Here is a 25548-nt window from a genome sequence, read left to right as displayed (position 1 = left end):
CCAGCAGCCGTGCGGACGATGCTCCACGGACGGGATCCGGTCGATCCGGGTCCGGCCGTTCGTACCGGAAGGGAGTGTGGCTGTGGGCAAGGAGCCCGAGGAACTTGTGGAGCGGTCCGAGGAGTCGACGGACGTTCTGATCGTGGGCGGCGGCATCACCGGACTGAGCTGTGCGCTGTTCCTGCGGCACCACGGGGTGCGGTGCGCGCTGGTGGAGCGGCACGCGTCGACCTCCGTCCACCCCCGGGCGTGGGGGTGGTACCCGCGGACGCTGGAGCTGCTGCGCTCCGTCGGGGTGGAGGAGCCGGTGCTGCGGGCCGCCGCCGGCTACGCGGAGCACCGCCGGCAGGCGACCGTGGAGTCGCTGGCGGGCCGGGAGCTGAAGGCGGCCATGCTGCCCGAGCCGGGCGATCTGAGCGCCGTGACACCGTCCCGGCAGATCGCGCTGGGCCAGGACGTCATGGAGCCGATCGTCCGTGAGGCCGCCGACCGGGCGGGGGCGGTGCTGCGCTACGGCACCGAACTGATCTCGTTCGAGCGGCCGGAGGGCCCGGACGGCCCGGTCGTCGCCACGGTGAAGGACCGGGGCACCGGCGAGGAGCGCCGGGTGCGGGCCCGCTGGCTGATCGCCGCGGACGGCGGGCGCAGCCCGGTGCGGGAGACGCTGGGCATCCGCCGGGTCGGCCGGGGCACCCTCCAGCACCAGGTGAGCATCCTGTTCCGCGCGGACCTGAGCGGGCCGCTGGCCGGGCGCCGGTTCTCCATCTGCCAGATCGAGAACGCCGACATGAGCGGCGCGGTGCTGGGCCACGACGACACGCTGGGGCGCGGCACGCTGATCCTCCAGTACCGCCCCGAGCAGGGCGAGACACCGGAGGACTTCGACACCGAGCGCAGTGTGCGGCTGGTCCGTTCGGCGATCGGCGTCCCGGACGCGCCGGTGGAGATCATCGGTGTGCTGCCGTGGGAGCTGGCCGCGCTGTCCGCGGAGCGGTTCCGGGACGGCTCGGTGTTCCTGGTCGGGGACTCCGCGCACGTGATCCCGCCGATCGGCGGCTACGGCGCCAACACCGGTGTGCACGACGCGCACAACCTGGCCTGGAAGCTCGCGGCGGTGCTGCGCGGCGAGGCGGGTGAGGGGCTGCTCGACACGTACGACGCGGAGCGCAGGCCGGTCGCGGAGGCGACCATCGAGCAGGCGCAGCTGCGGCTGCTGGTGCGGTCGGGGCGGGCCGGTGAGGAGCAGCGCCGGGCCACCGTGGACGTGCTGGCGGTGATGCTCGGGCACGCCTATCCGGCCGTCGCCGAGCCGGGTGTGAGCCTGGCGCGGTTCCGGGAGCCGGCGGAGCTGTCCGGGGAGCCCGGCACGCGTGCCCCGCATGTGCCGGTGCTGCGGCGCGACGGGGAGGGGGACCGGCCCGGCTCGCTGCTGGACCTGTACGGCTCGTCGCTGGTGCTGGTGTGCGGCGCCGACGGCTCGCCGTGGCGGCGGGCCGGTGAGGACGCCGCGCGCCGGGTCGGGGCGCGGCTGCGCACGGTCGCGTTCGGCGCGGAGCTGCGGGACGGTTCGGAGGAGGGCTGGCACCGGCGGTACGGGGTGAGCGCCGACGGTGCCGTGCTGGTGCGTCCCGACGGGTTCGTGGCCTGGCGTTCGGCCGGTGCCGTGGCGGACGGTGCCGCCGTCCTGGAGGCGGCCCTGCGGCGCACGCTGGTGCGGGACGCGGACTGAGCACGCGGAAGGGGCCGCCGTCCGGGAGGACGGCGGCCCCTTGGCGTTGCGGGGAGGCAACGGATGAACCGTGTTACGACACGCGGAAGTTGGCCATCATCGCCATGTCCTCGTGCTCGAGGTTGTGGCAGTGGAAGACGAACTTGCCGGTGTGGTCGTCGAAGCGGACGAGCAGGCTGAGCTTCTCGTTGGGCATCATGCGCGCCGTGTCCTTCCAGCCGACGTCCTCGGGGTTGACCGAGGTGGAGCCGCCGCGCTTGTACACCTGGAAGGGCGACAGATGCAGGTGGATCGGGTGGTGGGTGGTGGAGCTGAACTCCCAGATCTCGATCTCGCCGCGCTTGACGTCGGCCCAGCTGCGGTCGGTGCTGAACGGGTAGCCGTTGATCTTGTAGACGTAGTGTCCGTTCTCCTGGTTGCGGGCGAGGGTGAAGGACCGGGTGCGGACGGCCTTCGCGGGGTCGAGCCGCTCGACCGTCGACAGCGTCGCCGGCACGGAGGTGTTGTCCGTGATCCTGTCGCCGACCACGAACTGCATGACCTCGGCGGTGGAGCCGTCACCGAGGCTGTTCTCCATGGTGACCTTGGTGCCGGGGGCGTACAGGCCGAAGTTCACGATCACGTCGAAGCGCTCGCCCGGCACCATGTAGACGGAGTCCATCTCCTGCGGCTTGGCGAGGAGTCCGCCGTCGCTGGCGACCAGGGTGAAGGGCTCGCCGGACGGGGGCTCCGGGTCCAGCCTGATCCGGTAGCGGCGGGAGTTGGAGGCGTTGACCAGCCGCAGCCGGTGGCGGGCGCCCGGCACCTGGAGCCGCGGCCAGGGCACGCCGTTGACCAGGATGACGTCCCCGGTCATGCCGTTGTGCGCGTCGCCGGTGACGCCGGGGGTGGTCTTCAGGGTCGGGTCGATGGACGGGTAGGACAGCGCGCCGTTGGAGTCGAAGGCCCGGTCCATGATCATCACGGGGATGTCGCGGTCGCCCTTGGGCAGCGGCAGCGCGTCCTCCTCCGCGTCGCGGACGATGTACAGGCCGGCCAGCCCGCGCCAGACCTGCGGCCCGGTGAAGTCCATCCGGTGGTCGTGGTACCAGAGCGTGGCCGCCCGCTGGGCGTTCGGGTAGGTGTAGTTCCTGGTGCCCTCGGCGGTCGTGCCCTCCATCGCCACACCCGAGTGGTGCTGGTGGGCCGACGCGGTCCAGCCGGAGGTGGGCAGCAGCAGGTCGGTCGGGTAGCCGTCGCTCTCCGCCGGCGTCTTGCCGCCGTGCAGGTGGGTGACGATCGGCACGGGCAGGTCGTTGCGGGTCCGCACGACCGCCGTACGGCCCTTGCGGACCTCGAAGGTGGGGCCGGGGAACGTGCCGTTGTAGCCGAAGATCTCGGTCTGCACGCCGGGCAGGATCTCCACCTTGGCGGTGTGGGCCCGTACGTCGAAGTAGTCGGTGGTGCCCTCGGACGAGGTCGGCTTGATGACCGGCGGCCGTTTGAAGGCGAGGGTGAAGCGCTCCGGCAGCGGCACGTCCCCGGACTGTATGACGCCCTCGCCGTCGCCGCCGCTGTTGCAGCCGGCCGCGAACGGGAGGATCAGCCCGGTGGAGGTGACGCCCAGGGCGCCCAGGAATCGGCGTCGTGAAAGAGACATGTGCCTTCCTAGTCGATGACGATGAGCGAGCGGTCCAGCGTGGTCAGGAGCCGGTTGCCGTCGGACTCGACGACAAAGGGGTCCTCTACATGGACGCCGCCGAGGCCGAACTCGTAGTACGGCGTCTCGGAATTGACGACGGTTCCCTCCTCGATCACGTCCCCGTTGCCGGGGGTGAGGAGGACCGGCTCGTAGATCTCCGCGCCGATGCCGTGACCGACGTGGTGCCTGCGGTAGTGCGGCACACCGGCCGCGCGGACCGCCTCCACGGTGCGGTCGAACAGCTCGCCGCCCGTCATGCCGGCCTTGGCGCCGTCCAGCGCGGCCTGCTCGCCCGCCAGCATCGCCGCGTACACCGCGGCCAGCCGGGGCGCGGGCTCGCCCAGGCAGGCGGTCCGGGCGATGTCGGACCAGTAGCCGCGCCAGGTGCAGCCCACGTCGAACCAGATCGAGTCGCCGCGCCGCAGCCGTGTGTCCGACGGCCGGGTCTGTCCCAGCACCCCGTCCCGGCCGAACTTGATCAGGGTGAACCGGGGGCGGCCGCCCGCCCGCGCGACGGCGGTCTCGAACTCCCGCACCATGTCCCGTTCGGTGACGCCCTCGGCGGCGATGCCCAGGGCGGCCCGGATCCCGGACTCCGCGATGGCCGCGGCCTCCGCTATCCGGTGGGTCTCCGCCTCCGTCTTGACCTTGCGGACCTGCTGGAGCACGGCCGCGGCGGGGCGCACCGCGGCGCCCGGCAGGGCCTCGGCGAGCCGGTCGAGGAAGCCGAGCGGGGCGGCGTTCTCGTCCACGCCGACCCGCGCCTTCGCCAGCCCGGCCTCGGTGAGGATCCGCACCAGGGCGCCCAGGGCGTCCGGCGCGGGCGGGGCGTCCACGCCGATCTCCTTGAACCGCTCCTCGCGCGGGGTGAGTTCCAGTCCTTCCGGCAGTTCGCGGTGGAACGTCCCGTAGGCGACGACACCGCTCAGCGCGGTCGTGGCGTCCAGGAACTGGTCGACGTCACCGCGCGAGCTGGCGAAGTACGGGGCGTCCGGGCGGTCCCGGGTGACCACGGCCAGCGCGCGGCTGCTGTACGGGTGGTTCTGGCCGCCGACGCTGGAGATCCCCGTCAGGTACAGCACGTTCTCCGCCGATGTGGCGACCAGGACGTCCAGGCCCGCCTCGTCCAGGTGCCGGGCGAGGCGCCGGGCGCGCGAACCGTCGGCGGTCACAGCGCGAGCCTCACCCGGTAGTGGTCCAGCCACAGGTTCAGCTGGAGCATCAGCTCCACGTCGGCCCGGGCCATCCGGTCCTTGGTCAGCCGCTCCAGGCTCGCCGCGACCGCCCCGGCCGCCTCCACGTCCATGATCTGCCGCACCGGCGCGTCCGGGTCGGCGAGCACCGCCTTCATCGCCCGCTGCAGACCGGCCGGGTAGTCGGGGTGGTTCGACACCGGGGAGGCGCTGCGGTGCCGGTTGAGCACCGACTCCGGCAGCAGGTCGGCGACGGCCGCGCGCAGGATGCCCTTCTCGATGCCGCGCCGGTTGTGCATCTCGTTGGGGATGTTGTACGCGTACTGGACGAGCTCCGGGTGGTTGATCGGCGTACGCAGCTGGAGGCCGGCCGCCGAGTAGGAGCCCGCGTCGATGCCGAAGCGGGTGTTCATCAGGTAGGCGACGCGCCGCATGTGGCGCTGCCACTCGTCCTCCTCCGGCAGGTACTCGACCTCGGCGACCGCGGTGGAGTACACGTCGCGGTAGTACGTCGGGAAGTCGAGCGCGGCGAGCGCGTCGGCGTTGAACAGGCCGGTGCCGAAGCCGTTGGCGGCGCCGAACTTCTGGGCGAGCGCCACCCAGGGGAAGGTCCCGGACAGCACCAGGTCCTTGTGCGTGAACCAGGTGGCGCCCTGGAAGTACTTGTCGCCGCCGTACCCGGCGAAGACCACCTTGCAGCCCTCCTGCGCGGCGCGCTGCACCGTCAGGTACTGGGCGGTGTCCATGTCGTACTGGCGGGTGGGGAAGTCCTTCGACTTCAGCATGCCGACCCGCACGATCGGGTCGAGGATGTCACCGGTCTCCAGCTCCACCAGGGTGTGGTCGGCGCCGATGTGTGTGGCGACCTCGGTGGCGAACGGCGTGTCGTGGGTGCTGCGCATGACGTCCGCGCGGAACTCGCTGCTGCGGAACTCGATGGTGAACGCGCGCAGGCTGCCGCTCTGCGAACGGGCCAGCGAGTCCGCGGCCAGGCCCGCCACGGCGGAGGAGTCGGCGCCGCCCGAGAGCATCACCAGCATCTGGGACGGGTCCTCGGTCAGGTTGTCCTCGACGCTGCGCGCCAGGATCTCGCGCACCCGGGCGACGGTCGTGTCGTAGTCGTCGGTGTGCGCCTGGGTGCTGATGCCCCAGTACTTGCGGCGCTTGAGACCGTCGCGGCCCCAGCGGGCGATCTCGGCGGCGCCGACCCGGTCGAAGCCGGAGAAGATGCCGCCGTGCGGCAGCGCCTGGGACACCGCCTCGCGCAGTCCGGCCGCGTCGACGACCGGGTCCACCTCGGGGTGGGCGAGCAGCACCTTGCGCTCGGAGCCGAAGACCATGCCGGTGGAGGTGCGGGTCCAGTACAGGGGCTGGCCGCCGAGGTGGTCACGGGCGAGGACCATCTCCTCGGTGCGGCCGTCCCAGATCGCCACCGCCCAGGCGCCGGTGAGCCGGGGCAGGAAGCCATCGCCCCACTCGCGGTAGGCGTGCGCGACCAGGGCGGTCGGCCCGGCCGACGCCGGCACCCGCACCCCGGCGGCGGCCAGGTCTGCGCGCACCGCCTCGGTGCCGGTCGGCCAGCCGGTGACACAGGCCACGATGTCGTGCTCGCCGGCGGGCAGCACGAACGGCTGCTCGTCCGTCAGTCCGTCGAGGTGCAGCAGCCGGGCGCCGAGCGCGGCGTGCTCGCCGGTCCACACCGCCTCCCCGTCCGGCCCGCGCTGCGCCAGCGTGGACGCCATCGCCGTGACGACCGGCCGATGCCTGCGCAGGTCCCTTTCGAAGTCGATCCAGCCAACGAGCCCGGACACGGCGTCACCTCTGTTCCCACGTGAAGTTGCGTTCTGACTGCGTCTGAAGGTCACCGGCAGCATCCGGGCGCACGGTCGCGCCCCGGACGCACCCCGCTAGAGCGGCGGTCGACAGCGCAGGCCGCGCGGCTTGGTCGTCGAACGATCCTCGAGCCGTCCTCCGTGGTTCCTGCGGACAGTGGCCGCGACCTCAAGTCGGACTTCCAGGAGGCGTACGTGACCACCCACCCGACCGTGCCGCGGAGCTCCTGGCTCGCGCTCGGTGCGGTCCTGCTCGCAGGATTCCTGCACACCTTCGACGTGACCGTGGTGAGCATCGCGGCACCGTCGATCCAGGACGGACTCGGCGCGTCCGACGCGGCCGTGCAGTGGCTGCTGGCCGGCTACAGCCTCGCCTTCGCACTGCTGCTGGTGACCGCCGGCCGGCTGGGCGACGCGTACGGGCGCCGCCCCCTGGTGCTGTGGGGCATCGTCGCGTTCACCCTGGCGTCGGCGCTGTGCGCGGCCGCGCCGAACGCCGGGGTGCTCGTCGCCGCGCGCGTGCTCCAGGGGCTGTCGGCGGCGCTGCTGGCCCCGCAGATCGCCCCGGTGATCATCCTGCTGTTCCCCAAGGAGCGGCGCGGCCCGGCGTTCGGGGTGCAGGCCGCCGTGATCGCCGCCGCCACCTGCGGCGGGCCCGTGCTCGGCGGGCTGCTCGCCCACGCCGACCTGTTCGGCCTCGGCTGGCGGGCCGTGTTCCTCGTCAACCTGCCCGTGGGCGCGGTCGCCCTGGTGCTCGCCGCGCGCTGGCTGCCCGCCGAGCGGGCGCAGCGGCCACCCCGCCTGGACCTGGTCGGCGTGGCCGTGGCCACCGCCGGCCTGTTGCTGCTGCTGGTCCCGCTGGTCCAGGGCCGCGAGACCGGCCACCCGCTGCTGCTGATGCCGGTGGCCCTGGTCGGCGTAGGCGTGCTCGCGCTGCTGGCGCCGTTGCAGCGCCGGGCCGAACGCGCCGGACGCACCCCGCTGCTCGCGCCGGGCCTCTTCCGCGGGCGGGCCTTCCCGGCCGGCGCCGCGGTGAACTTCCTGGTGCTGGGCGCGGTGGCCTCGTTCTTCCTGGTCTACGTCGTCCATCTGCAGGACGGCCTCGGCTACAGCGCGAAGGAGGCGGGGTTCACCCTGCTGCCCTTCGCCCTGTCGGCGGCGGTCGCCTCGGGCGCGTCGGTGCCGCTGACCGGGCGTCTGGGGCGCCCCATGCTGGAGTGCGGCGCGCTGCTGATGGCCGTGGGCACCACCGTCCTGCTCTGGCAGAGCGTGGACCGCGGCCTGGAGCTGCGCCCGCTGCACGTCCTGCCCGGCCTGGTGCTGTGCGGGGCGGGGATGGGTCTGCTGAGCCCCCCGCTGTACAACATCACCCTCTCCGCGATGCCCCACGGCGGCATCGGTTCGGCGAGCGGGGTGTTCTCCACGTTCGGCCAGATCGGCAACGCGTTCGGGGTGGCGCTCGTCGGCTCGGTGTTCTACGGCCTGGCGGCCGGCGCGACGGACTCCGTCCGGGCGGTGGGCTGGGCCCTCGGCTGCCAGCTCGTCATGTACGTCCTGGCGCTGGGCCTCCTGCGCTTCGGCCTGCCCCGGCCGGCCCGGCCCGCCGAGACCCCCGTCCCCCGGACACCGGTACGCGAGCACCAGCCGCACTGAGGCCCGGCTCCCGCCCGCCCCCGGTCGTCGTCCTTCGACCGGGGGCGGAGTGCTGGGCCCGGACCGGCTGCCGGGTGCGGGCATTCAGGGGCGCGGGGAACTGCGCGAACAACCCCCCACCGGCCCGCACCCCGCAGCGCATCCGCACCCCCACGGCGCTCCCCGCACGACGAAGGGCGCCGCCGCGAAGGAATGTCCCTCGCGGCGGCGCCCTTCAGGGGCCGGTGTCACGCCGGGGCTATCTCACGGATCACCTCGGTGACATGCATCGCCCCGCCCTTGCGGTACGGCTTCAGCTTCAGCCGGTGCGCCAGGTGGCGCTCGCTCACCTCGAACGCCCGGAAGCGGTCCTCGGACGTCCAGTCGCTGAGCACCCAGTACACGCCCTCCTCCTCGGTGTCCCGCACCAGCGTCTGACCGAGGTTGTCCGGCTCCCGGGAGATCGACTCCCCCACCTCCCGCCACGTCCGTTCGAAGTCCATGGCCATCTCCGGGAAGACCTCCATGCGGAGGATCACCCTGTGCGTCACCGTCGTCCGTCCCTTCCCTCGTCGGTCGTCGCCGCGTTCGTGCCGTCCCGCCCGAGCAGCCGCGTCACGACCGCGCGCAGCGTGTTGCGGGCGAAGACCGGCGCGTCCGCGCAGCGCCAGGCGACGACCCCGTCGGGCCGTACCAGCACCGCGCCCTGCGCCGTCACGCCGTACCGCTCCGGCCAGCGGTCCTCGACATCGGTCAGCTCCGCGCCGATGCCGTACACCTCCAGCGGCACCCCCAGTTCGTGGGAGACCGCCGGGGCCGCCTCCCGCCAGGCCCGGTTGTCGGGCCCGGTGAGCAGCACCGGGCGGGAGCCGAACAGGTCCAGCACGGACAGTTCGGCGCCGCCCCGGCGCAGCCGCAGGTGCGGGGCCCGGCTGCCGGGCCGTCCGTCGTTCTCCGCGGACCAGACGCCGTAGCCGGGCAGGACGCCCTCGTCCCAGGAGGTCACGGCCGAGGAGCGGTACCGCCAGGACAGCCAGACGAGGGGGTCCTCGACGATGCCCGGATGCGCCGGCTGCCGCTCCCCCGGCTCGTCGGCGAGCCGCGGCCGGTCCTGGGAGCGCAGGACGGCCTGCTCGACGGTGGCCACGCTGATCGGCCGGCGTTCCTCGTCGTAGCTGTCGAGCAGTTCAGGACCGGCCCAGCCGTCGAGGACGGCGGCGAGCTTCCAGGCCAGGTTGTGCGCGTCCTGGATGCCGGTGCTGGAGCCGAAGCCGCCGCTGGGCGGCATGACGTGCGCGGCGTCCCCGACCAGGAAGACCCGTCCGTCGCGGAAGCGCTCTGCGGTGCGGGCGGCGCCCTCCCACGGGGAGACGGACAGGATCCGGGGGCTGAGGTCCGGTACGCCGGCGGCGGCCCGGACCAGTTCGGCGCACCGCTCCTCGGTGTACGACTCAAGGTCGGTCACGGCGGGGTCGCAGGCGATGTGCAGCAGCCAGTCGGTGGCGTTGTCCAGTGGCATCAGGGCGCCGCGCACCTGCTCGTTGAACGTGTAGCACATCAGGAACCGGCGGCCGGCGAGCTGCTCGGTGAGGTCGGCCCGGAAGTGCACGTTGACGTAGTGGCCGAGTGCCTCTCCCTCGAAGGGGATGCCGAGCGAGTCCCGGATCCCGCTGTGCGCGCCGTCCGCGGCGACGAGGTACCGGGCCTTGACGGTCCGCTCGGCGCCGGTGACGCGGTCCCTGACGCGTGCGGTGATCTCCTCGCCGGCGGGGCCGTCCTGGGTGAAGGAGAGCAGCTCGCTGTGGAAGCGCAGGGCGACGCCGAGCCGTTCGGCCCGGCCCCGCAGCACGTCCTCCAGTTCGCCCTGGTGGCACAGACACCAGCCGGTCGGGGACAGCGTGCCGACGTCGGCGCCGACGTCCATGACGTACTTCTCGTCGAGGGCGCCGAGTTCGGGTCCGGCCAGCGAACGGGCCGCGATGACGCCGGAGTTGCGGGCGAGGGTCCGGGCCGAGGGCATGGCCCGGATCTCGTCCTCGACGCCGGCGGCCCGCATCAGCTCCATGGCCCGCGGATGGACGCCGCGGGCGCGGGGGTGGCCGGAGAGCTCGGGCTGCCGCTCGATCAGCAGGCAGTCCACGCCCTGCTGGGCGAGGAACACTGCGGCCGAGAGTCCTGCGAGCCCCCCGCCGACCACCAGGACGTCGGTGTTCCGGAGCGTGCTCCGGGTGGTACTGAGCATGTCACCCTCCTTGCTCGGGCCGGTGTTCGACCAGGACGGAGGCGTCCTTGTCCCCGTCACCGGCGGCCAGTACCTGGGCGAACCGCTCCCGCACCGCGCCCAGGACGGGCATGACGGTGCCGAGCTCGGCGGCCGCCTCCATCGCGATCCGGATGTCCTTCTCCATCAGCTCGGAGCGGAAGAAGGCCGGCTCGTAGGTGCGCTTGAGCATCAGTTCGGCGCGGAACCGCATCACCAGGGAGCTGAAGCCGCTGCCCGAGACGACGCCGATCAGCTGGTCGCGGTCCAGGCCGGCCGCGGTGCCGTAGTCGACGGCCTCGGCGAGGGCGGCGACCTGCGCGCCGAGCAGCAGGTTGAGGATCAGCTTCATGCTGGCGGCGGTGCCGGGGGCACCCAGGTGGACGACCTCGCTGCCGATGGCCTCCAGGACGGGCCGCGCCTCGTAGAGGTCCTCGGTGGTCCCGGAGACGAACACCCGCAGCTCGCCCTTGCGGGCCTGGAGCGGGTTGCCGACGACACAGGCCTCGACCCGGCGCAGGCCCTTGGCGGCCAGCCGGGCGGCGGCCTCGCGGGCGTAGCCGGGGGACACCGTGGAGGTGTCCACGATGACCGTGCCGGGGGCCAGGACCGGGACGACCCGGCCGAACAGGATCTCCTCGACGGCCGCTTCGTCGCTCAGGCTGAGCATGACGAGCTGGTGCCCGGCCGCCGCCCGCTCCGGGGCGTCGGCGAGCCGTGCGCCGGCCTCGACGAGCGGCGCGGCCTTGGCCGCGGTCCGGTTGAAGACGGTCAGGGTGTGCCCGGTGTCCAGCAGCCGCCGGGCCATGCCGCCGCCCATGTTGCCGAGGCCGATGAACGCCAACTGGCGGTCTGTCATGGTGGTTTACTCCTCTTACGTCGCTAAGCCTCAGGAACTCGTCTCGCGCCGGGCGCGCTTGTCTCAGTACGCCGCGTCGACCTCGTAGACGGCGAAGGGGGCGCCGCCGCGGTCGTCGCGGAACGGCCGCAGCGGCGCGGTGTCCTGGCGGTGGTCCGGGCCGGCCTCCCAGGCCCGGAACGCCGCCAGCGACTCCCAGCGGCTCAGCACGGCGAGCGCGGTGGGGTCGTGGGGGCTGCGCAGCAGCTCGTTGCCGAGCATGCCGGGCGCCCCCGCGAGCCGCTCGCTCACCTCGTGGTACGCGGCCCGGACCGCGGCGAGCTGTTCCTCGTCGTACGCGGCCTGGTACACCACGACCCGGACCTCACCGCCGCCCGCGCCGCCCTCACCGGGCATCGACGGCCGCCCTGCCCTCGATGCCGTGCAGCACCTCCATGACGTGGAAGGTGCCGCCCTTGCGGAACGGGTGGAGGGTCGCCCGGTGCTCCAGGTGGGCCGGGCTGTCCTCGAACTCGCGGAAGCGGGGCTCGTCCACCCAGTCGCTGACGATGACGTAGGTGCTGCCGGGGCCGTCCTCGCGGGACAGCGACTGCCCCAGGTTGGCCGGGTGGCCGGTGACCGCCTCGGTCCCCTCCAGCCAGGCCTTCTCGAAGTCGGCCTCCTTGCCCGGCTCGATCTCCATGCGCAGCATCACCCGGAAGGCCATCAGGAGATCCCCCCGTCGACGCCGATCGTGTTGCCGGTGACGTACCGGGACAGGTCGCTGGCCAGCCACAGGATCGCGCCGGCGACCTCGTCGGGGGTGCCGAGGCGGCCCAGGGCGGTCTTGGCGCCGTACCGCTCGGCCATCAGGCGCTGCTGCTCCTCGGGCATGGCGTGGAAGTTCTCGGTCTCGATGACGCCGAGAGCGACCACGTTGAAGCGGATGCCCTTGGGGCCGAACTCCTTGGCCAGGGAGCGGTTCAGGCCGACCAGGGCGGCCTTGGTGGTGGTGTAGTGGGCGCGCAGCGGTATGCCGGCCTCGACGGCGCGGGAGCCGATCGACACCACCGAGGAGCCCTCGCCGAGCAGCGGCAGCGCGTGCTGGATGACGAGGTGGGCGCCGGTGACGTTGGTGGCGAGGATGCGCTGCCACTCCTCGAGCGGCAGCTCGGCGTACGGGATGTGGCTGATCGCGCCCGCGTTGTTGACGAGCAGGTCGAGGCGGTCGCCGTGCAGCTCGCGGACCTTGGTCAGCAGCGCGGCGATCTCCTCCGGCTGGGACAGGTCGGCGCGCACCACGTGGTGGTCGCCGCCGGTCTCCTTCAGTTCCCGCTCCAGGGAGGCGACGTACTCGCTGTCGCGCTGGTAGCAGGTGACGACGTCGACGCCGGCGCGGGCGAGCGCCAGCACGACGCCTCGGCCGACACCTCGGGTGCCGCCCGTGACCAGGGCTTTCTTGCCCTTGAGGCCGAGATCCATGGGATACCTCCGTAGCACGTTCACAGGGTGGGAGCAGGTGGGAGCAGGTCGGAGCAGGTCAGAGCAGGAAGCCGAGCGCGGCGCAGTTGGCGACGAGCGCCGTGATGGTGAGCACGCTGCGGCGCTGGTTCCACGCGCCCCACTCGCGGCGCGGGTCCCGGAAGTCCTTCGGCAGGTTCTCCGGGTCGATGGTCCGCATCCACCGGTTGACCGGCGCGTTCTTGGTGACCGAGATCAGGGCGGTGGCCAGGGCGAGCACCCCGGCGACCGCGAACAGGGTGCGCGCCGCGGTGCCGGCGGAGCCGACCGCCAGCACCGCGTCGAGGACGACGGTGGCGAGCAGGCAGATCGGCATCGCCGGGTCGTAGCGCTGCCCGAAGAACGCGTGGGCGTGCACATAGCGGTCGGTGGGCAGCGACGCGAGATAGGGGAAGCCGCCGAGCTGGGTGCCGAAGAGGACGCCGGCGGCCAGGCCGTTGCAGAGCAGGAGCAGGGGGGCGAGTAGGTTCAGCACCGGGGCTCCTCAGCGGGTGAGCACGCGTGCCGCGGCCTCGACCCGCTCCTTGATGAGCGCCATCTGCACCTTGGTGTTGATGTTGAGGTGCTCGGTCATCGCGTCGTCGGTGGCGGGCGCCTCGGGCTTCATGTGGAAGTCCTGGACCCAGCGCATGCGCACCCCGCCGCCGGGCTCCTCGGTGTACTCCCAGTAGATGTTCATGAACTCGAAGGGGCCGGTCTCGACGCGCTCGGCGCGCACCGTGCGGGTGGCCGGGTCACCGGTCCGCCTGGAGACCCAGCTCCAGACGTTGCCGTCCTCGTCCGGGTGCATGGTGAGCCGGAAGACGACGGTGTCGCCGTCCCGCTCCAGCACCTCGGCGGAGGCGTACTCGCTGAACAGGTTGGGCCAGTTGGGGACGTCGTTGGTCAGGTCCCAGACGACGTCCATGGGCGCGTCGATCACGATGTGGTTGTCGGTGTGTCCAGCCATGACAACTCCTCGGTACGGAGGCTTTCGAAAAGCGGTGTCGGTCGGTTCAGCGGCCCAGCACCAGGGCCGAGGCGAAACCGCCGTGGCCGCGGGCCAGCACCAGCGCGTGCCGCAGCGGCAGCTCGCGCGGGGCGCCGGTGACCAGGTCGACGTCCAGGCCGGGGGCCACCTCGCGGATGTGGGCGGTGTGCGGGACGACGCCCTCGCGCAGCGCGAGCAGCGCGGTCGCCACGTCGAGCGGGGCGCCGCCGCCGTACATCCGGCCGGTGAGCGTCTTGGGCGCGGTGACCGGGACGCCGTTCGGGCCGAAGACGGCGGCGATGGCCTCCGCCTCGTCCCGGTCGTCCTCCGGGACGCCGGAGGCGTCGGCGAAGACGACGTCGATGTCGGACGGGGTGAGTCCGGCGTCGGCGATGGCCTGTTCGGCGGTGCGGCGCAGGGCGCGCGGCCGGCCCGAGCCGGGGGCCGGGTCGAATCCGGCGGCGTAGCCGAGCACCCGGCCGTAGCCGGTGCCCGCGCCGCGCTCGGCGGCCTGCTCGGCGCTCTCCACGACGAGGATGGCGCCGCCCTCGCCGGGCAGGTGCCCGGAGGCCTCGGCGTCGAAGGGCAGGTAGGCGCGCTCCGGGTCCTGAACGGTGGACAGCCGGCCGGTGGTGAGCTGCGCGGTCAGACCGTAGGGGCACAGCGAGGCGTCGGTGCCGCCGGTGACGACCAGCCGGGAGCCGCGCCGGACCAGCCGCCGGGCCTGGCCGATCGCGTCGAGTCCGCCGGCCTGCTCGCAGGCGAGCACGCCGCACGGGCCGCGCATCTTGTGCCGGATGGACAGCTGGCCGGTGGTGGCCGCGTAGAACCAGGCGATGGACTGGTAGGCGCCGACCCAGCTGGGGTCGTTCTGGTAGAGCGCCGTCATCTCCTTCTGCCCGAACTCCGTGCCTCCGGAGGACGAGGAGGTCACGACGGCCATCTCGTACTCGGGGATGGCCGTGACGTCGGCGCCGGAGTCGGCCAGCGCGGCCTCCCCGGCGGCCAGCGCGAGATGCGTCCAGTGGTCGGTCTGCACGATCAGCCGGCCCGGCACGTTCTCGGTGGCGTCGAAGCCCGGCACCTGCCCGGCGTAGCGCACCGGGTAGGGCGTCGGGTCGAAGCGTTCGATCCGTCCGATGGCCGACTTCCCGGCCAGCACCGAGGACCAGTGGGCCTCGACGCCGATACCGGTGGGCGCGCAGATCCCCAGTCCCGTGATGACGGGAGCGGTCGATGCGCTCATTCTCACTCCCCCCTCCCCGCGGCGGCGGCCGCGGTCCCGGGCCGGGCCAGCACCATCGCGCTCTGGAAGCCGCCGAAGCCGCTGCCGACGGACAGCACCGCGTCCATGGCGTGCTCCCGGGCGGTGACCGGCACGTAGTCCAGGTCGCAGAGCGGGTCCTTGGTGGTCAGGTTGGCCGTGGGCGGCACCACCTGGCGGTCCAGCGCCAGGGCGCAGGCGGCCACCTCGATGGACCCGATCGCGCCGAGCGAGTGCCCGACCATCGACTTGATGGAGCTGACCGGGATGTCGTAGGCGTGCTGTCCGAGACTGCGCTTGAAGGCGGCGGTCTCGTGGCGGTCGTTCTGCTTGGTGCCGGAGCCGTGCGCGTTGATGTAGTCGATCGCGGTCGGGTCCAGCCGCGCCTGGTCCAGGGCGACGGTGATGGCCTCCGCCATCTCCCGGCCGTCCGGCTTCAGACCGGTCATGTGGTACGCGTTGCTGCGGCCGGCGAACCCGGCGATCTCCGCGTAGATGCGGGCCCCGCGGGCGAGGGCGGCCTCGCGTTCCTCGACGACCATGACGGCGGCGCCCTCGCCGAGCACGAAGCCGTCCCGGTTGCCGTCGAAGGGGCGTGAGGCGTGCTCCGGGTCGGAGTTGTTCGGGGTGGTCGCCTTGATCGCGTCGAAGCAGGCGGACGTGATGGGCGAGATGGGCGCGTCCGTGGCGCCGGCGATCACGACGTCGGCGGAGCCCTCCTCGATGAGCTGCACCGCGTGCCCGACGGAGTCCAGGCCCGAGGTGCAGCCGGTGGAGATCAGCGCGACCGGCCCCTCGGCGCCGGTCTCCCAGGCGACCTCGACCGCCAGGGTGGACGGCACCATGTAGCCGTACAGGTGCGGTACGCCGTACTCGTGGTCGACGAGCCACTTGCGGCCGCTGTCGGAGAGGGTGACGTACTCCTCCTCCAGGCCGGTGGTGCAGCCGACCGCGCTGCCCAGGGAGACGCCGACCCGCTCGGGGGCGACGGCGGACAGCTCGAGCCCGCTGTCCGCGACCGCCTCCCGGGCGGAGACCACGGCGAACTGCGCGGCGCGGTCCATCCGCCGGATCTGACGCGGGGTCAGTCCGGCGGCGGCCGGGTCGAAGTCCACCTCGGCGGCGACCTGCGAGCGGAACGCCGCCGGATCGAACAGGGAGATGCGCCGGGTGGCCGTACGGCCCTCGGACAGCGTCCGCCAGAAGGCCTCCCGGCCCACCCCGCCCGGCACGACCGCGCCGATGCCGGTGATGACGGCACGTCGGGTCACCGGGCACCGCCGACATCGGGGTTGGACTGCTCGGGGCGCTGGGCCGGCTCGGTGTCGACGTGGCCCAGCTCGGGGCGCGGCGCGAGCGGCGACAGGTGGAAGGCGCAGCGGGCAGTGGTCTCGCCGGTGTTGACGAGGCGGTGGCGGACGCCGATCGGCACGAGCAGCGAGTCGCCGGCGCCGAGGCTGAGGACGTCACGGCCGTCCAGCGTCATCTCCAGCGTGCCGTCGATGACGTGGATGAACTCCTCGGAGTACGGGTGGTAGTGCTCGGTCACCCAGTCGCCGGGCTCCAGGGTCATGACGCCGCCGAAGCCGGAGCCGCAGCCGACCGTCTTGGGGCTGAGGGTGACGCGGATGTCGCCGCCGCGCTTGGTGTTGGCCTCGACCTCGTCGGCGGCCACCTTCACGGTGCGGGTGATGGCGGTGGTCACTGGATCCGCCCTCCGTCCTTGGTCCAGATGTAGAAGGGCTCGGCCATCGCGTCCTTGGGCTCTTTCCAGTTCGGGTCGTAGGGCTCCACGCACTGGGCGAGCCGGGTGTTGATGTCGTCGTAGAGCGGGTGGCTGCGGGCCCGGTAGAGGTTGGCGTTGATGTCCTCGTCGGCCTCGACCAGGTGGAAGTAGAGGCCGTGGAACTTGAAGAGCGTGCGGCGGCTGACGCCGATCATGTGCGGCAGATCGGTGGAGTCGGAGTCCTCGAAGATCTTCGCGATGTCGTCCGTCTTGTCCGGCCGCAGCTTGGCGACGATCAGGGTGCGGTGCACGTCGTCCCTCCCATTCGGGTCGGTGTTCGGAAGGGAAGGTCGCACCGCGGTCTGGAGGGTGGCTCGAACTCCCCTTCAGTGAGGGGACCTCGAGCGGGGCCCTAGCCGGCCGGGCTGTGGTGGGCGGGGATCGTCCCCCGTCGGGCAAGAGGAGAGAGGGCACAGGCATGCCGTTCGCAGCCATCACGTACGACATCAAGCCGGGCTACGAGAAGGAGCTCACCGAGATCTTCGGCAACTTCAAGCGGGTGCGCGGCAGCCGGGTCGACGACGCCTCGGGCGAGCAGGCCGGCACGATCCTGGCCACCGCGGTCTTCCTGCGCGACGACACCCTGGTCCGGGTCATCGAGTACACCGGCGACCTGGAGGCCGTCGCCCGCCACATGGCGTCGCAGCCGGGCGTGCAGGAGGTCGAGCGCAAGCTCAAGCCCTATCTGACCAAGCCGCGGAACACCGACACGGTGGAGGGCTTCGTGGCGACGTTCAAGCGCAGCCTGCTGACCACGGTGGCGCAGATCTCGGCGAGGGACGTCCCGTCCCCGGCGTAACGGACACGCCCGCGCCCGCCCGTGCCGCCCTGGGCGGCACGACAGGGGCGCGGGGCTGTATCGATGTGCGGCTCCGCCGCGTGGGCGCGACCAGCCACAAACCACCCGCACCCCGCAACGATACGAAGCCCCACCCGCACACACGCCGAGGCCGCACCCCCCGGGACGGGAAGTGCGGCCTCCGTGTGTTGCCGCTACGGTCACATCGCCGTGAGCGCCGCCGCGTTCACCGCCAGCGCCACCACGGCCAGCACCGTGCGCAGGTAGTGGTAACGGCGCCACAGCGGGCGGGGATCCTCCCAGTCCGCCGGGATGACCGCCGGGTCGGTGATGGCCTTGACGCGGCGGTTGATCGGCACGTTGCACAGGTGGGACACCCCGGACACCCCGAGCAGCAGCACCGCGCCGGCCGCGAACAGCGGCCGGGCGGCGCCGTCGGCCACCACCGCGAGCACCGCGTCGGCCAGCGTGCTGCTCAGCACGATGACCGGCATGGTGGGATCCCAGTTCCGGCCGAGCAGCTTGTGCGCGTACACGTAGGTGCCGGTCTCCATCGCGAACAGCGCGGGCAGCACGCTCAGCGCGACGGCGAACAGCACTCCGGCGGTGACGCCGCTGCCCACCAGGGCAGCGACGCCCAGCACCTCGGTCATGACGCCGCGGCCCCCGCGGGGTGGGTGTCCACGGTCAGCTGCGCGACCCGCCGCATGGTGGCGTTGCGGAAGTACGCGGCGAACGCCTCCGGCGAGCTGGTGTCGCGCGGCTCCGCGAGGAACGGCTGCAGCCGGGCCTCCGCGGTGTGCACGCCCTGCTGCGCGGCCATGTGCCGGCCGACGGCCGCGAAGTCGCCCTCGTAGTGGATGACCCGGACGACGACGTCGTCCTTGACGAACACCGCGGTGCCGAGCAGCCGGCCGGCCGGCGTCCCGCCCTCCCCCGCGAAGTCGGGGGTGTCGACCCGCTGGAACTCCTCGAAGATCTTCGCGACCTCGTCCTCGTGGCCGGGCTTGACCCGGTAGGTGATGGCTGCGTAAGGCATCAGATTCCTCCGTCGACTTCGATGGTGGTGCCGGTGACGTACGCGGCGGACTCCCCGGCGAGGAACAGCACCGCGCCCGTCACGTCCTCGGGCCGGCCGAGCCGTCCCAGTGCGGTGAGCGCGGCCAGCTTCTGGGCCACCGGCGGCGGCGGTCCGCCGTCCGGCTCGGTCCGCGTCACGCCGGGCGCGACCAGGTTGACCCGGATGCCGCGCGGCCCGAGCTCCTTGGCGAGCGCCCGGGTGAACCCGATCAGGGCGGCCTTGGAGGCGCTGTAGTGGACGCCGAACGGGCGGCCCCGCAGCGCCACCGAGGCGCCGATGCTGACCACCGAGGCGCCCTCGGCCAGCGCGCCCAGCAGCGCGTGGGTGACCAGGTAGACGGACGTGGTGTTGTGGTCCGTGACCCGGTGCCACTCGGCGTCGGTCAGCTCCGCGAAGGGCTTGTGCCCGTCGACGCCGAGGTTGTTGACCAGGACGTCGAGGCCTCCCGCGCCGAACCGGCCGACGACGGCCCGGGCGAGCGTCTCGGCGCCCTCCCGGGTGGTCAGGTCGGCCCGCACGGTCTCGTGGTCGGCGCCCAGCTCGTCCAGTTCGGCGGCCAGGGACTTCGCCGCCGCGTCGTCATGGCCGTAGGAGACGACGAGCCGGGCACCGGCCCGGGCGAAGGCGAGTGCCGTCGCCCGGCCGATGCCCTTGGTCCCACCGGTGACGACCACCCGCCGTGCCACGGCAGAAGCGGTCACCGGACCGCCCCGGCGCGCGGCGCGACGCTGATCATCTGCAGCAGCATCCGCGGGGTCTCGGCCTCACCGACGGCGTCGTCGTCCAGCACGATGCCGTACTTGCGGTTGATCACGCTGGTGACCTGGAGCAGGGCGAGGGAGTCGTAGCCGAACTCCAGGAACGGGGTGTCGAGGGCCTCCTCTCCCTCCAGTGCCATGCCCTCCTCCGGGGCACCGACGCACTCGAGCAGCAGCTCTCCGAGTTCGGACAGGGTCATGTCGCTCACGATGCTTCCTCTCGCTTCCTTGACGGGTCAGTTGGCCCTCGCCAGTTGCGGGCCCGCGACGGTTGCCGCGGTGTCCAGGTCGAGCTGCGGCGAGGAGTCGAGCACCGCCCGGTGCAGATGCTCAACGCTGGGTGAGGGATCGAGCCCGAGGCTCTGGTTCAGGCAGCGGCGCAGCTGCCGGTAGACGGCCAGGGCGTCGCTGCGGCGCCCCACCCGGTACAGCGCGAGCATCAGCTGCTCGTGCACCGCCTCGTGCAGCGGATGGCGGGCGGCGAGTCCGGAGAGCTCGCCGATGAGTTCATGGTGGCGGCCCAGCCTCAGGTCTGCCTCGATCCGGCGCTGAAGGACGCTCATCCGCGACTCGTCGAGCCGGGTGGCCTCCACCTCCAGCAGCGGCCCGCACTGGACGTCGGCGAGCGCCCGGCCGTGCCACAGCGACAGCGCCCGGCCGAAGAACGAGGAGGCGTCCGTCCAGTCGCCCCGGTCCAGGGCCCGGTGCCCGGCCGACGACAGCGCGTCGAACTCGTGGGCGTCGAGCAGCCCCCCGTGGATGTCGAGGCGGTAGCCGCCGGGCTCGGTGACCAGGACGCTCTTGGCCCCGTGCGGGAGGCCGTCGCCGGCGCCTTCCTGGCCGAGCGCGGCGGCGATGGCGTTGCGGATCTGGAGTATGTACGTCTGCAGGGTGGTCTGGACGCTGCGTGGGGGGCTCTCCCCCCACACCTCCTCCACCAGCGAGGCCACCGACACGACCTCGCCCGCCTGGAGGGCGAGCAGCGCGAACACCTTGCGCGGCTTGACGGCGGTGAGACGCACGGGCACCCCGGTCAGGGTGGCCCGGAACGGGCCGAGCACGCTGATTTCCATGCGCGGATCTCCTTCGGTTTACGTGGGTCGGCCGGCCTGGTGGGGCGCCGCGCCGGGCCGCGCCGCCTCGGGTCCTGTCGCCTCGGACCGCAGGGCCTCCCCCACCGCGCGGGGCACGTCCCGGCCCCGTACGAAGAAGTGCGCGCCACGGACGGTCCGGAACCGGAAACGGGTAGCGGTGCAGTGCTTCCAGGCGTGCACCTCGGTCGCGGAGACCAGCGGGTCGTCGTCGCCCGCGAAGGCGTCGAGGGGACACGGCAGTGGGGTCACGGGCACGGAGCGCAGGCTCTGCGCGAGACGCAGGTCGGCCCGCAGGGTGGCGAGGGTGGCTCCGAGCCAGCCGACCCGGCTGCGCAGCGGGGCGGGAATGCTGTCCTGGCCGCCCAGCGCCAGGATCAGCTCCTCGTCGGGGAGTTCGGGGCGGAGCAGGTTCTTCACCAGCGGCGCCGGGAGCTGCGGTGCCGCGCACGCGGCGACCGTCAGCAGCTCCGGCGGCCGCTGTCCGGAGCGCGCCCGGTGCTGGGCGAGCCGGTAGGCGACCAGCGCCCCGAGGCTGTGCCCGTAGAACGCGTGCGGCTCGTCCAGCAGGGTTCCGAGATCGCGCTGGAGTTCGTCGACCAGCCGGGCGCCGTCGGTGAGCCGTTCCTCCCCGCGCCGGGTCTCCCGGCCGGGCAGCCGCACCGGCAGGACGGACACTCCCGGGCCGACGCGCCGCTGCCACCCGGCGAAGGTCAGGGCACCCCCGCCGGCGTGGTGGAAGCAGAACAGCCGGATCCCGTCCCCGCCGGGCTTCGGCCGGACCGCCAGATAGCGATGCACCCGGGCCCCCCTTCGTCGCCGCATCGTTTCGCCGCACCTTTTCGGTCAGATGCGCGATCCGAGCGTCACCGCAGGGGCTCGGTCACCGCTCAACTTGCGCTGGAGCGTGGATCCGAGAGCACCGGCAGCAGCGGCAGCACAGCGCCGGTCTCCTGCCGGTCGCCGAACCCGGGGTCGTAGACGGCGGCACTGACCGTGTAGGCGTCGTCCACCAGCCAACTGTGGAAGGACCACTCCTCGCCGGTGCCCGGCGTGCCGTCGGGCCGCAGCATGCGCACCCCCGCGTCCCGTGTGCCGAAGCCGAACTCGGTGAAGCGGAAGCGCAGCCCCTGGCCGATCGCCTTGCTGTAGGCCTCCTTCAGAGTCCACAGCCGCACCAGCTCACGGTTGCGCCGCTGCTCGGGCACCCGCTGCAACTCCTCCAGTTCGTACGGGGTGCAGGCCTTGAGCTCGGTACCCAGCTCCAGCATCCGGCGGTCCGCCGGCTCGGTGTCCACACCGATCCGCCCGAACCGGGTCAGCCCCACCACCAGCAGCCCCTCCGTGTGGCTCAGCCCGACGTCCAGCTGGTCGATCCCCCGCAGATACGGCCGCCCGCCCGGCTTGTACGCCAGCTCCAGCTCCCGCGGCAGCGCCCCGAGCACGGCACTCGCCGCGGACTTCAGCAGCAGCCGGGAGGCGACGAACCGGTCCCGGTTCCGCGAGGCGGGCATCCGCGCCAGCCGCAGATGATCCGGCCCGAGATCGTCGACGAGCCCCGGCGAGTCCAGGTCGCAGGGCAGCCAGTCGTCGACGGCCGCGTACACGACACAGGTCCCTTCGTCCGCCATCGCCCGGCGAACGGCCTGCCAGGAGTGCGCGGGCCCCAGGTGCCGCAACGGCCCCATCATGTCCAACCTCCACTTCGGCGCCCTGAAGGGGCGCGGGGCTGTATCGACGTGCGGCTCGCCGCGCGGGCGCGGCCAGCCACCACGCTCCCGCGGCCGCGGAACCGCACGTCGAGGCACCTCGGTGGGCGCACTACCGCCCGATAGCCGTCGCATACAGGTCATAGCTGCGCGCGTCGTCGAACCGGTGCAGCAACTCGGCCAGCATCCGGTCGAGCCCCGCCGCGGGCACCCGCCCCACCGACTTGTCCAGCCGGCAGGCGATCCGCGTCAGCGCCATCGCCGCCCACACCGGATCGGCGAGGAACCCGCGCTCCGGCCGGTGCCGCCACACCCCGAGACACGCCGCCCCCGCGACGAGCAGGGCGTACCGGTCCGCCAGCGCGTAGGCACGCGGGCTGACCGGACGTCCGGCAGGTCGCGCGGCGAGTTCCTCGCAGGCGTCGGACAGCGCCCGCGCATGCCTCACGAGGACCGCTGCCGCCTCCTCGAGCGGCCCGGCGGCATGCCGCGCCGACTCCTCCAGCGACCCGAGCAGCGAGTCCCGTTCGGGAGCGAGCGCGTTCTCCTCCGGCCGGCACGGCGGCAGCGCCGCGTCGAACGGCCGGAACAGTCCGGCGAACTCCTCGGTCCCGCCCGGCGGGGCGAGGGTCGGCAGCCGCAGCAGCTGGGCGATGATCACGGCCCGGCTGGCCGAGGCGCCCGCGCTGCCCAGGCCGATCATCGGCAGGTCGCGGGCGGTCTTCTGGAAGATCCCGTAACTGCCGCTCGCCGCGTAGGCCTCCGCGCCGAGCACGATCGACAGGTCGTCCATCGTCTCGTTGAGGATCGTCGGCAGCAGGTACTTCGCCACGGCGCCCAGGGTGCGGCTCTCCCGGGGCAGCAGATGCGGCGCCCGGGTCGCGACGAGCGACAGGCAGTCGCACACCAGCAGGTCGGCGAAGGCGTCGACCAGCGCGGTGCGGGTGCGCGCGGAGTGGAGCGAGGCCCGGCTGCGGGAACGGTGCGAGCGGGCGAACGCGGTCGTGGTGCGCAGGGCGGTGTCGGCGCAGCCCAGCGCCATCGACAGGCCCGCGCTGCGGGTGAGCGGGAAGACCAGTTCGGCCAGCCGCGCCCCGCCACCCGACGCTCCGATCAGCGCCCCGGCGTCCAGCCGGTGTCCGTCGAGGGCGAGTCCCTGGATGGCGCACCCGCGCACCCCGACGGTGGGGCGGCGGGGCAGCAGCTCCAGGTCCCGGCCCGCGGGGTGCGCGGGTCCCGGTGACAGGAAGGCGCTCAGGCCGTCCGGCGTGTGCGCGAACATCACCAGGGCCCGCGCGTGGGCGGTGTTGTTGAGGGCCTCCTTCCGTCCGCTGACGCGGTAGCCGCCGGCGCCGTCCGGCTCCGCGGTGAGCCGGTTGCGCAGGAAGTCGTTGCCCTGCGGCGGCTCGGGGTAGGCGCAGGCCATCCGGCCGTCGTCGAGCAGCAGTTCGGCGGTGTCCCGGCGCTGGCGCGCGGTGCCGCCCGCCCAGACGACGACCGCGGCCAGGTACGAGGTCAGGCCGTAGCCCAGGCCGAGTGCCGCGTCGCGTCGGAAGACCGCGCGCAGCACCCGGGCCAGCGCGTCCAGCCGGTCGAGCCGGCCGCCCAGTTCCCTGGGCACGAACTCGGCGTTCAGCCCGAAGGCGTCGAGCAGCCGCTCGGCGGCCGGCAGCAGCCGCCGGTGTTCGTCGGCGGCGAGGAACTGCTGGGCGCCGAGCGGGTTGCCCGGGTCGTCGAGGTCTCCGAAGTCGTGCTCGAGCCGGGCGATGCGTTCCTGTACGGCGGCTTCCGAGGAGTCCACCGTGTTCACCGCCGTTGTCATGGCATCCCTCCGTCCTCGTCCGGAACCTCACGGGCCGCTGCTCGACCGGCACGGCTCAAGACGCGCTCAAGGTCGTCCGGCCAGACTCCGTCATGTCGCTTGGGCCGGGTGTGAACGCCGGGTTCAACAGCATGGGGTCCAGCGGGCTGTCGTAGCGGTACTGCTGCCAGAACGGGGTCTGGTCGCCGGGCAGCCAGAGGGACCCGTAGGCCACCAGTGAGTTCCATATCGGCCGCAGCAGGCGCTCGAGTGCGACTCGGGCGACGCTGCCGCCGCTGTGTGCGGTTGCGGGCATGTCGTGCCGTCCCTTCTGATATCGGGAAAGGCCACGATCGCCGCGGCTGCTCGGTGGTTCCTCGAGGAACTCTCGCGCGGGCGGGCCCGGGACCGTATTCGAGTGGGACTCGAGCGGTGTGTGGTCGGATGAACGTCAGGCATGCATGCCGGGACGAGGAGGGGGCCGGTCGGTGTCCCAGCGCGATGGCAACACAGAGCTGACCGTGGTCGAACGCTTCACGACCACGTCGGCCCCCACCGTGTTCGAGCGCGAACTCCTCGAATACGCCGTGTACCGGGAGTCCCGGAAGGGGTTCGTCAGCCGGGTGACCGCCGCTCTCACCGAACGTCCCGGCGGATACGTGCACCTCGACCGGTGGACCGGCCTGGACCGCCTGTTACGGGTGGTGCACCAGGACCCGGCGGCGCCGGCCGGCCCGCGAGGGCTCGCGGCCACACTGCGCGCGGAGGCGGAACTCCTGGTCAGCGTCGGGCGCATCACTCTGGACTGCGCTCCGGCGGACGCCGCCCGGCTGGTCCTGGTGCGGGCCGTGGTGACGGGCGAACCCGAGCGGTTCGAGCTGGACTTCGGTTCCCTGGTCGGGCAGTGCGTGGCCGACGAGGGCTTCGGCGGCAGCGATCTGCTGCGCTCGGTGGCCGACCCGTACGTCTACACCGGGCTGTTGTGGTGGCGGGACGCCGCGGCCTGCGAGCGGGCCCGCGCGAGCGCCGCCTACCAGGACAGACTCGGCAAACTGGCGGCGACCGCCCGCTGCACCGAGGAACCGGCCCGCCCCCTCGCGACCCCCTGACGCCCCGCGTCCGCCACCTCACCTCACCTCGCCCGGCCCTCGCACGCCCTGCGCCGCGCCCTCGGCACCCCGCGCCTCACAGCACCCCGAGCACCCCGAGCGCCCCGGCCCACCCCCGAGTACTTCTCGAGCGCCGGCGAGCACCATCCCCCCATGGACGAGCCCACCGAAGCACAGCCCGCCTTCGTCGTCGTGCGCGGGCGGCCGGACCATGTCGAACTGGCCGCTGTGACGGCCGTGCTCCTGGCCAGGCTGCGGGCACTGGCGGACGCGGAGGAGACGGACGGGGCGGATGACACGGCGCCCCGGGCCCCCTGGGGCCGGCCGCGGCGGTCCCGGCCGCGGGTCGGCTGGGCGGCGCCCCGCTGAGGTACCGGCGCCGGGCATCCCAGCAGCGGTCGAGTGCCCTTCGAGAAGGCACACATACCGTCTGGCACCGGGTGGAAACAGGCGCCGACGACGGGGAGGCGCCCGCGCCCGTACGACACGCAGGG

Annotated in this window: 29 protein-coding genes; 5 read left to right on the top strand and 24 right to left on the bottom strand. The window is 73.0% G+C overall.

Annotation, left to right across the window (positions count from 1 at the left end; translation table 11 throughout):
- Window positions 1-82: 82 nt before the first annotated feature.
- Window positions 83-1729, top strand: coding sequence for an FAD-dependent oxidoreductase (locus ACSU6L_RS26635; protein WP_437060729.1), 1647 nt, complete (start codon window positions 83-85; stop codon window positions 1727-1729).
- Window positions 1730-1802: 73 nt separating this feature from the next.
- Here ACSU6L_RS26635 and ACSU6L_RS26630 read toward each other — a convergent pair whose 3' ends face one another.
- From ACSU6L_RS26630 to ACSU6L_RS26620, 3 genes are read right to left on the bottom strand one after another with little or no spacing between them, the layout of a single operon-like run.
- The gene (locus ACSU6L_RS26630) at window positions 1803-3368 is read right to left on the bottom strand and encodes a multicopper oxidase family protein (protein WP_437060727.1); all 1566 of its coding nucleotides are present in this window, start codon (window positions 3366-3368) and stop codon (window positions 1803-1805) included.
- Between the two features lie 8 nt (window positions 3369-3376).
- Entirely contained in the window at window positions 3377-4582 is a 1206-nt protein-coding gene (locus tag ACSU6L_RS26625; RefSeq protein ID WP_437060725.1) for a M24 family metallopeptidase, read from the bottom strand.
- Window positions 4579-6414, bottom strand: coding sequence for an asparagine synthetase B family protein (locus ACSU6L_RS26620; RefSeq protein WP_365505696.1), 1836 nt, complete (start codon window positions 6412-6414; stop codon window positions 4579-4581). The genes ACSU6L_RS26625 and ACSU6L_RS26620 overlap by 4 nt, the downstream gene beginning before the upstream one ends.
- A gap of 216 nt (window positions 6415-6630) precedes the next feature.
- Between ACSU6L_RS26620 and ACSU6L_RS26615 the strand changes: the two genes are divergently transcribed.
- Window positions 6631-8088 carry an MFS transporter gene (locus tag ACSU6L_RS26615; RefSeq protein ID WP_437060722.1) on the top strand — a complete coding sequence of 486 codons (1458 nt, stop codon included), beginning with the start codon at window positions 6631-6633 and terminating at the stop codon, window positions 8086-8088.
- 227 nt (window positions 8089-8315) lie between these two features.
- Here ACSU6L_RS26615 and ACSU6L_RS26610 read toward each other — a convergent pair whose 3' ends face one another.
- The 12 genes from ACSU6L_RS26610 to ACSU6L_RS26555 form a co-directional block, all read right to left on the bottom strand.
- Window positions 8316-8618: an antibiotic biosynthesis monooxygenase family protein gene (locus ACSU6L_RS26610; protein WP_437060720.1), complete on the bottom strand. Its 303-nt coding sequence runs from the start codon at window positions 8616-8618 to the stop codon at window positions 8316-8318.
- Window positions 8615-10309, bottom strand: a complete 1695-nt coding sequence (locus ACSU6L_RS26605) for an FAD-dependent oxidoreductase (protein WP_437060718.1) — start codon at window positions 10307-10309, stop codon at window positions 8615-8617. Before ACSU6L_RS26605 ends, ACSU6L_RS26610 begins: the two co-directional genes overlap by 4 nt.
- 1 nt (window position 10310) lies before the next feature.
- Complete coding sequence (locus ACSU6L_RS26600; RefSeq protein ID WP_073938888.1) at window positions 10311-11186, bottom strand: NAD(P)-dependent oxidoreductase; 876 nt, start codon at window positions 11184-11186, stop codon at window positions 10311-10313.
- A gap of 63 nt (window positions 11187-11249) precedes the next feature.
- On the bottom strand, window positions 11250-11582 hold the full coding sequence (locus tag ACSU6L_RS26595) for an antibiotic biosynthesis monooxygenase family protein (RefSeq protein ID WP_073938887.1): 333 nt from the start codon (window positions 11580-11582) through the stop codon (window positions 11250-11252).
- Window positions 11572-11892 carry an antibiotic biosynthesis monooxygenase family protein gene (locus ACSU6L_RS26590; protein WP_437060716.1) on the bottom strand — a complete coding sequence of 107 codons (321 nt, stop codon included), beginning with the start codon at window positions 11890-11892 and terminating at the stop codon, window positions 11572-11574. The genes ACSU6L_RS26595 and ACSU6L_RS26590 overlap by 11 nt, the downstream gene beginning before the upstream one ends.
- The gene (locus tag ACSU6L_RS26585; RefSeq protein ID WP_073938885.1) at window positions 11892-12647 is read right to left on the bottom strand and encodes an SDR family NAD(P)-dependent oxidoreductase; all 756 of its coding nucleotides are present in this window, start codon (window positions 12645-12647) and stop codon (window positions 11892-11894) included. The genes ACSU6L_RS26590 and ACSU6L_RS26585 overlap by 1 nt, the downstream gene beginning before the upstream one ends.
- A 58-nt stretch (window positions 12648-12705) precedes the next feature.
- Complete coding sequence (locus ACSU6L_RS26580) at window positions 12706-13161, bottom strand: DUF1772 domain-containing protein (protein ID WP_437060713.1); 456 nt, start codon at window positions 13159-13161, stop codon at window positions 12706-12708.
- A 9-nt stretch (window positions 13162-13170) separates the two neighbouring features.
- Window positions 13171-13635 (bottom strand): SRPBCC family protein, encoded by a 465-nt coding sequence (locus tag ACSU6L_RS26575; protein ID WP_073938883.1) that lies wholly within the window; start codon window positions 13633-13635, stop codon window positions 13171-13173.
- 46 nt (window positions 13636-13681) lie between these two features.
- A complete protein-coding gene (locus tag ACSU6L_RS26570; RefSeq protein WP_437060711.1) occupies window positions 13682-14902 on the bottom strand; it encodes a ketosynthase chain-length factor in 1221 nt (406 codons plus the stop codon).
- Between the two features lie 2 nt (window positions 14903-14904).
- Window positions 14905-16191, bottom strand: coding sequence for a beta-ketoacyl-[acyl-carrier-protein] synthase family protein (locus ACSU6L_RS26565; protein ID WP_437060709.1), 1287 nt, complete (start codon window positions 16189-16191; stop codon window positions 14905-14907).
- Window positions 16188-16625: a cupin domain-containing protein gene (locus ACSU6L_RS26560; protein WP_437060707.1), complete on the bottom strand. Its 438-nt coding sequence runs from the start codon at window positions 16623-16625 to the stop codon at window positions 16188-16190. Before ACSU6L_RS26560 ends, ACSU6L_RS26565 begins: the two co-directional genes overlap by 4 nt.
- The gene (locus ACSU6L_RS26555) at window positions 16622-16957 is read right to left on the bottom strand and encodes a TcmI family type II polyketide cyclase (protein ID WP_073938879.1); all 336 of its coding nucleotides are present in this window, start codon (window positions 16955-16957) and stop codon (window positions 16622-16624) included. The genes ACSU6L_RS26560 and ACSU6L_RS26555 overlap by 4 nt, the downstream gene beginning before the upstream one ends.
- A gap of 167 nt (window positions 16958-17124) precedes the next feature.
- Here ACSU6L_RS26555 and ACSU6L_RS26550 point away from each other — a divergent pair, with 167 nt between their 5' ends.
- Entirely contained in the window at window positions 17125-17505 is a 381-nt protein-coding gene (locus ACSU6L_RS26550; protein WP_437060704.1) for a SchA/CurD-like domain-containing protein, read from the top strand.
- Between the two features lie 200 nt (window positions 17506-17705).
- On the opposite strand, the gene ACSU6L_RS26545 is transcribed toward ACSU6L_RS26550, so the two are convergent.
- The 9 genes from ACSU6L_RS26545 to ACSU6L_RS26505 all read right to left on the bottom strand — a co-directional run bounded on the left by ACSU6L_RS26545 (window position 17706) and on the right by ACSU6L_RS26505 (window position 24261).
- Window positions 17706-18158, bottom strand: coding sequence for a DUF1772 domain-containing protein (locus tag ACSU6L_RS26545; RefSeq protein ID WP_437060703.1), 453 nt, complete (start codon window positions 18156-18158; stop codon window positions 17706-17708).
- Complete coding sequence (locus tag ACSU6L_RS26540) at window positions 18155-18544, bottom strand: SchA/CurD-like domain-containing protein (protein ID WP_073938876.1); 390 nt, start codon at window positions 18542-18544, stop codon at window positions 18155-18157. The genes ACSU6L_RS26545 and ACSU6L_RS26540 overlap by 4 nt, the downstream gene beginning before the upstream one ends.
- On the bottom strand, window positions 18544-19287 hold the full coding sequence (locus ACSU6L_RS26535; RefSeq protein ID WP_437060701.1) for an SDR family NAD(P)-dependent oxidoreductase: 744 nt from the start codon (window positions 19285-19287) through the stop codon (window positions 18544-18546). The genes ACSU6L_RS26540 and ACSU6L_RS26535 overlap by 1 nt, the downstream gene beginning before the upstream one ends.
- The gene (locus tag ACSU6L_RS26530; protein WP_437065070.1) at window positions 19284-19544 is read right to left on the bottom strand and encodes an acyl carrier protein; all 261 of its coding nucleotides are present in this window, start codon (window positions 19542-19544) and stop codon (window positions 19284-19286) included. The genes ACSU6L_RS26535 and ACSU6L_RS26530 overlap by 4 nt, the downstream gene beginning before the upstream one ends.
- A 36-nt stretch (window positions 19545-19580) precedes the next feature.
- Entirely contained in the window at window positions 19581-20417 is an 837-nt protein-coding gene (locus ACSU6L_RS26525) for an AfsR/SARP family transcriptional regulator (protein WP_073938874.1), read from the bottom strand.
- A gap of 18 nt (window positions 20418-20435) precedes the next feature.
- Complete coding sequence (locus ACSU6L_RS26520; protein ID WP_437060699.1) at window positions 20436-21236, bottom strand: thioesterase II family protein; 801 nt, start codon at window positions 21234-21236, stop codon at window positions 20436-20438.
- An 89-nt stretch (window positions 21237-21325) separates the two neighbouring features.
- Complete coding sequence (locus ACSU6L_RS26515) at window positions 21326-22126, bottom strand: 4'-phosphopantetheinyl transferase family protein (protein ID WP_437060697.1); 801 nt, start codon at window positions 22124-22126, stop codon at window positions 21326-21328.
- Between the two features lie 130 nt (window positions 22127-22256).
- Window positions 22257-23966 carry an acyl-CoA dehydrogenase family protein gene (locus ACSU6L_RS26510; RefSeq protein ID WP_437060695.1) on the bottom strand — a complete coding sequence of 570 codons (1710 nt, stop codon included), beginning with the start codon at window positions 23964-23966 and terminating at the stop codon, window positions 22257-22259.
- Between the two features lie 55 nt (window positions 23967-24021).
- Entirely contained in the window at window positions 24022-24261 is a 240-nt protein-coding gene (locus ACSU6L_RS26505) for a hypothetical protein (protein ID WP_143204203.1), read from the bottom strand.
- Between the two features lie 172 nt (window positions 24262-24433).
- Between ACSU6L_RS26505 and ACSU6L_RS26500 the strand changes: the two genes are divergently transcribed.
- Window positions 24434-25054: an antibiotic biosynthesis monooxygenase gene (locus tag ACSU6L_RS26500; protein WP_437060692.1), complete on the top strand. Its 621-nt coding sequence runs from the start codon at window positions 24434-24436 to the stop codon at window positions 25052-25054.
- A 153-nt stretch (window positions 25055-25207) separates the two neighbouring features.
- Window positions 25208-25423, top strand: coding sequence for an acyl-CoA carboxylase subunit epsilon (locus tag ACSU6L_RS26495; RefSeq protein WP_073938870.1), 216 nt, complete (start codon window positions 25208-25210; stop codon window positions 25421-25423).
- Window positions 25424-25548 lie beyond the last annotated feature (125 nt).

The organism is Streptomyces sp. enrichment culture, from assembly GCF_964272855.1.
Taxonomy (GTDB): Bacteria; Actinomycetota; Actinomycetes; order Streptomycetales; family Streptomycetaceae; genus Streptomyces.
This window is presented reverse-complemented; position numbering and strand designations above follow the sequence as displayed.

Coding starts and splice junctions, on each gene's coding strand:
- ACSU6L_RS26585 (WP_073938885.1), bottom strand. CDS start 12,647: ATGGATCTCGGCCTCAAGGGCAAGAAAGCCCTGGTCACGGGCGGCACC.
- ACSU6L_RS26550 (WP_437060704.1), top strand. CDS start 17,125: ATGCCGTTCGCAGCCATCACGTACGACATCAAGCCGGGCTACGAGAAG.
- ACSU6L_RS26530 (WP_437065070.1), bottom strand. CDS start 19,544: ATGACCCTGTCCGAACTCGGAGAGCTGCTGCTCGAGTGCGTCGGTGCC.
- ACSU6L_RS26590 (WP_437060716.1), bottom strand. CDS start 11,892: ATGGCCTTCCGGGTGATGCTGCGCATGGAGATCGAGCCGGGCAAGGAG.
- ACSU6L_RS26630 (WP_437060727.1), bottom strand. CDS start 3,368: ATGTCTCTTTCACGACGCCGATTCCTGGGCGCCCTGGGCGTCACCTCC.
- ACSU6L_RS26495 (WP_073938870.1), top strand. CDS start 25,208: ATGGACGAGCCCACCGAAGCACAGCCCGCCTTCGTCGTCGTGCGCGGG.
- ACSU6L_RS26600 (WP_073938888.1), bottom strand. CDS start 11,186: ATGACAGACCGCCAGTTGGCGTTCATCGGCCTCGGCAACATGGGCGGC.
- ACSU6L_RS26505 (WP_143204203.1), bottom strand. CDS start 24,261: ATGCCCGCAACCGCACACAGCGGCGGCAGCGTCGCCCGAGTCGCACTC.
- ACSU6L_RS26515 (WP_437060697.1), bottom strand. CDS start 22,126: ATGATGGGGCCGTTGCGGCACCTGGGGCCCGCGCACTCCTGGCAGGCC.
- ACSU6L_RS26540 (WP_073938876.1), bottom strand. CDS start 18,544: ATGCCTTACGCAGCCATCACCTACCGGGTCAAGCCCGGCCACGAGGAC.
- ACSU6L_RS26605 (WP_437060718.1), bottom strand. CDS start 10,309: ATGCTCAGTACCACCCGGAGCACGCTCCGGAACACCGACGTCCTGGTG.
- ACSU6L_RS26595 (WP_073938887.1), bottom strand. CDS start 11,582: ATGCCCGGTGAGGGCGGCGCGGGCGGCGGTGAGGTCCGGGTCGTGGTG.
- ACSU6L_RS26525 (WP_073938874.1), bottom strand. CDS start 20,417: ATGGAAATCAGCGTGCTCGGCCCGTTCCGGGCCACCCTGACCGGGGTG.
- ACSU6L_RS26510 (WP_437060695.1), bottom strand. CDS start 23,966: ATGACAACGGCGGTGAACACGGTGGACTCCTCGGAAGCCGCCGTACAG.
- ACSU6L_RS26570 (WP_437060711.1), bottom strand. CDS start 14,902: ATGAGCGCATCGACCGCTCCCGTCATCACGGGACTGGGGATCTGCGCG.
- ACSU6L_RS26575 (WP_073938883.1), bottom strand. CDS start 13,635: ATGGCTGGACACACCGACAACCACATCGTGATCGACGCGCCCATGGAC.
- ACSU6L_RS26545 (WP_437060703.1), bottom strand. CDS start 18,158: ATGACCGAGGTGCTGGGCGTCGCTGCCCTGGTGGGCAGCGGCGTCACC.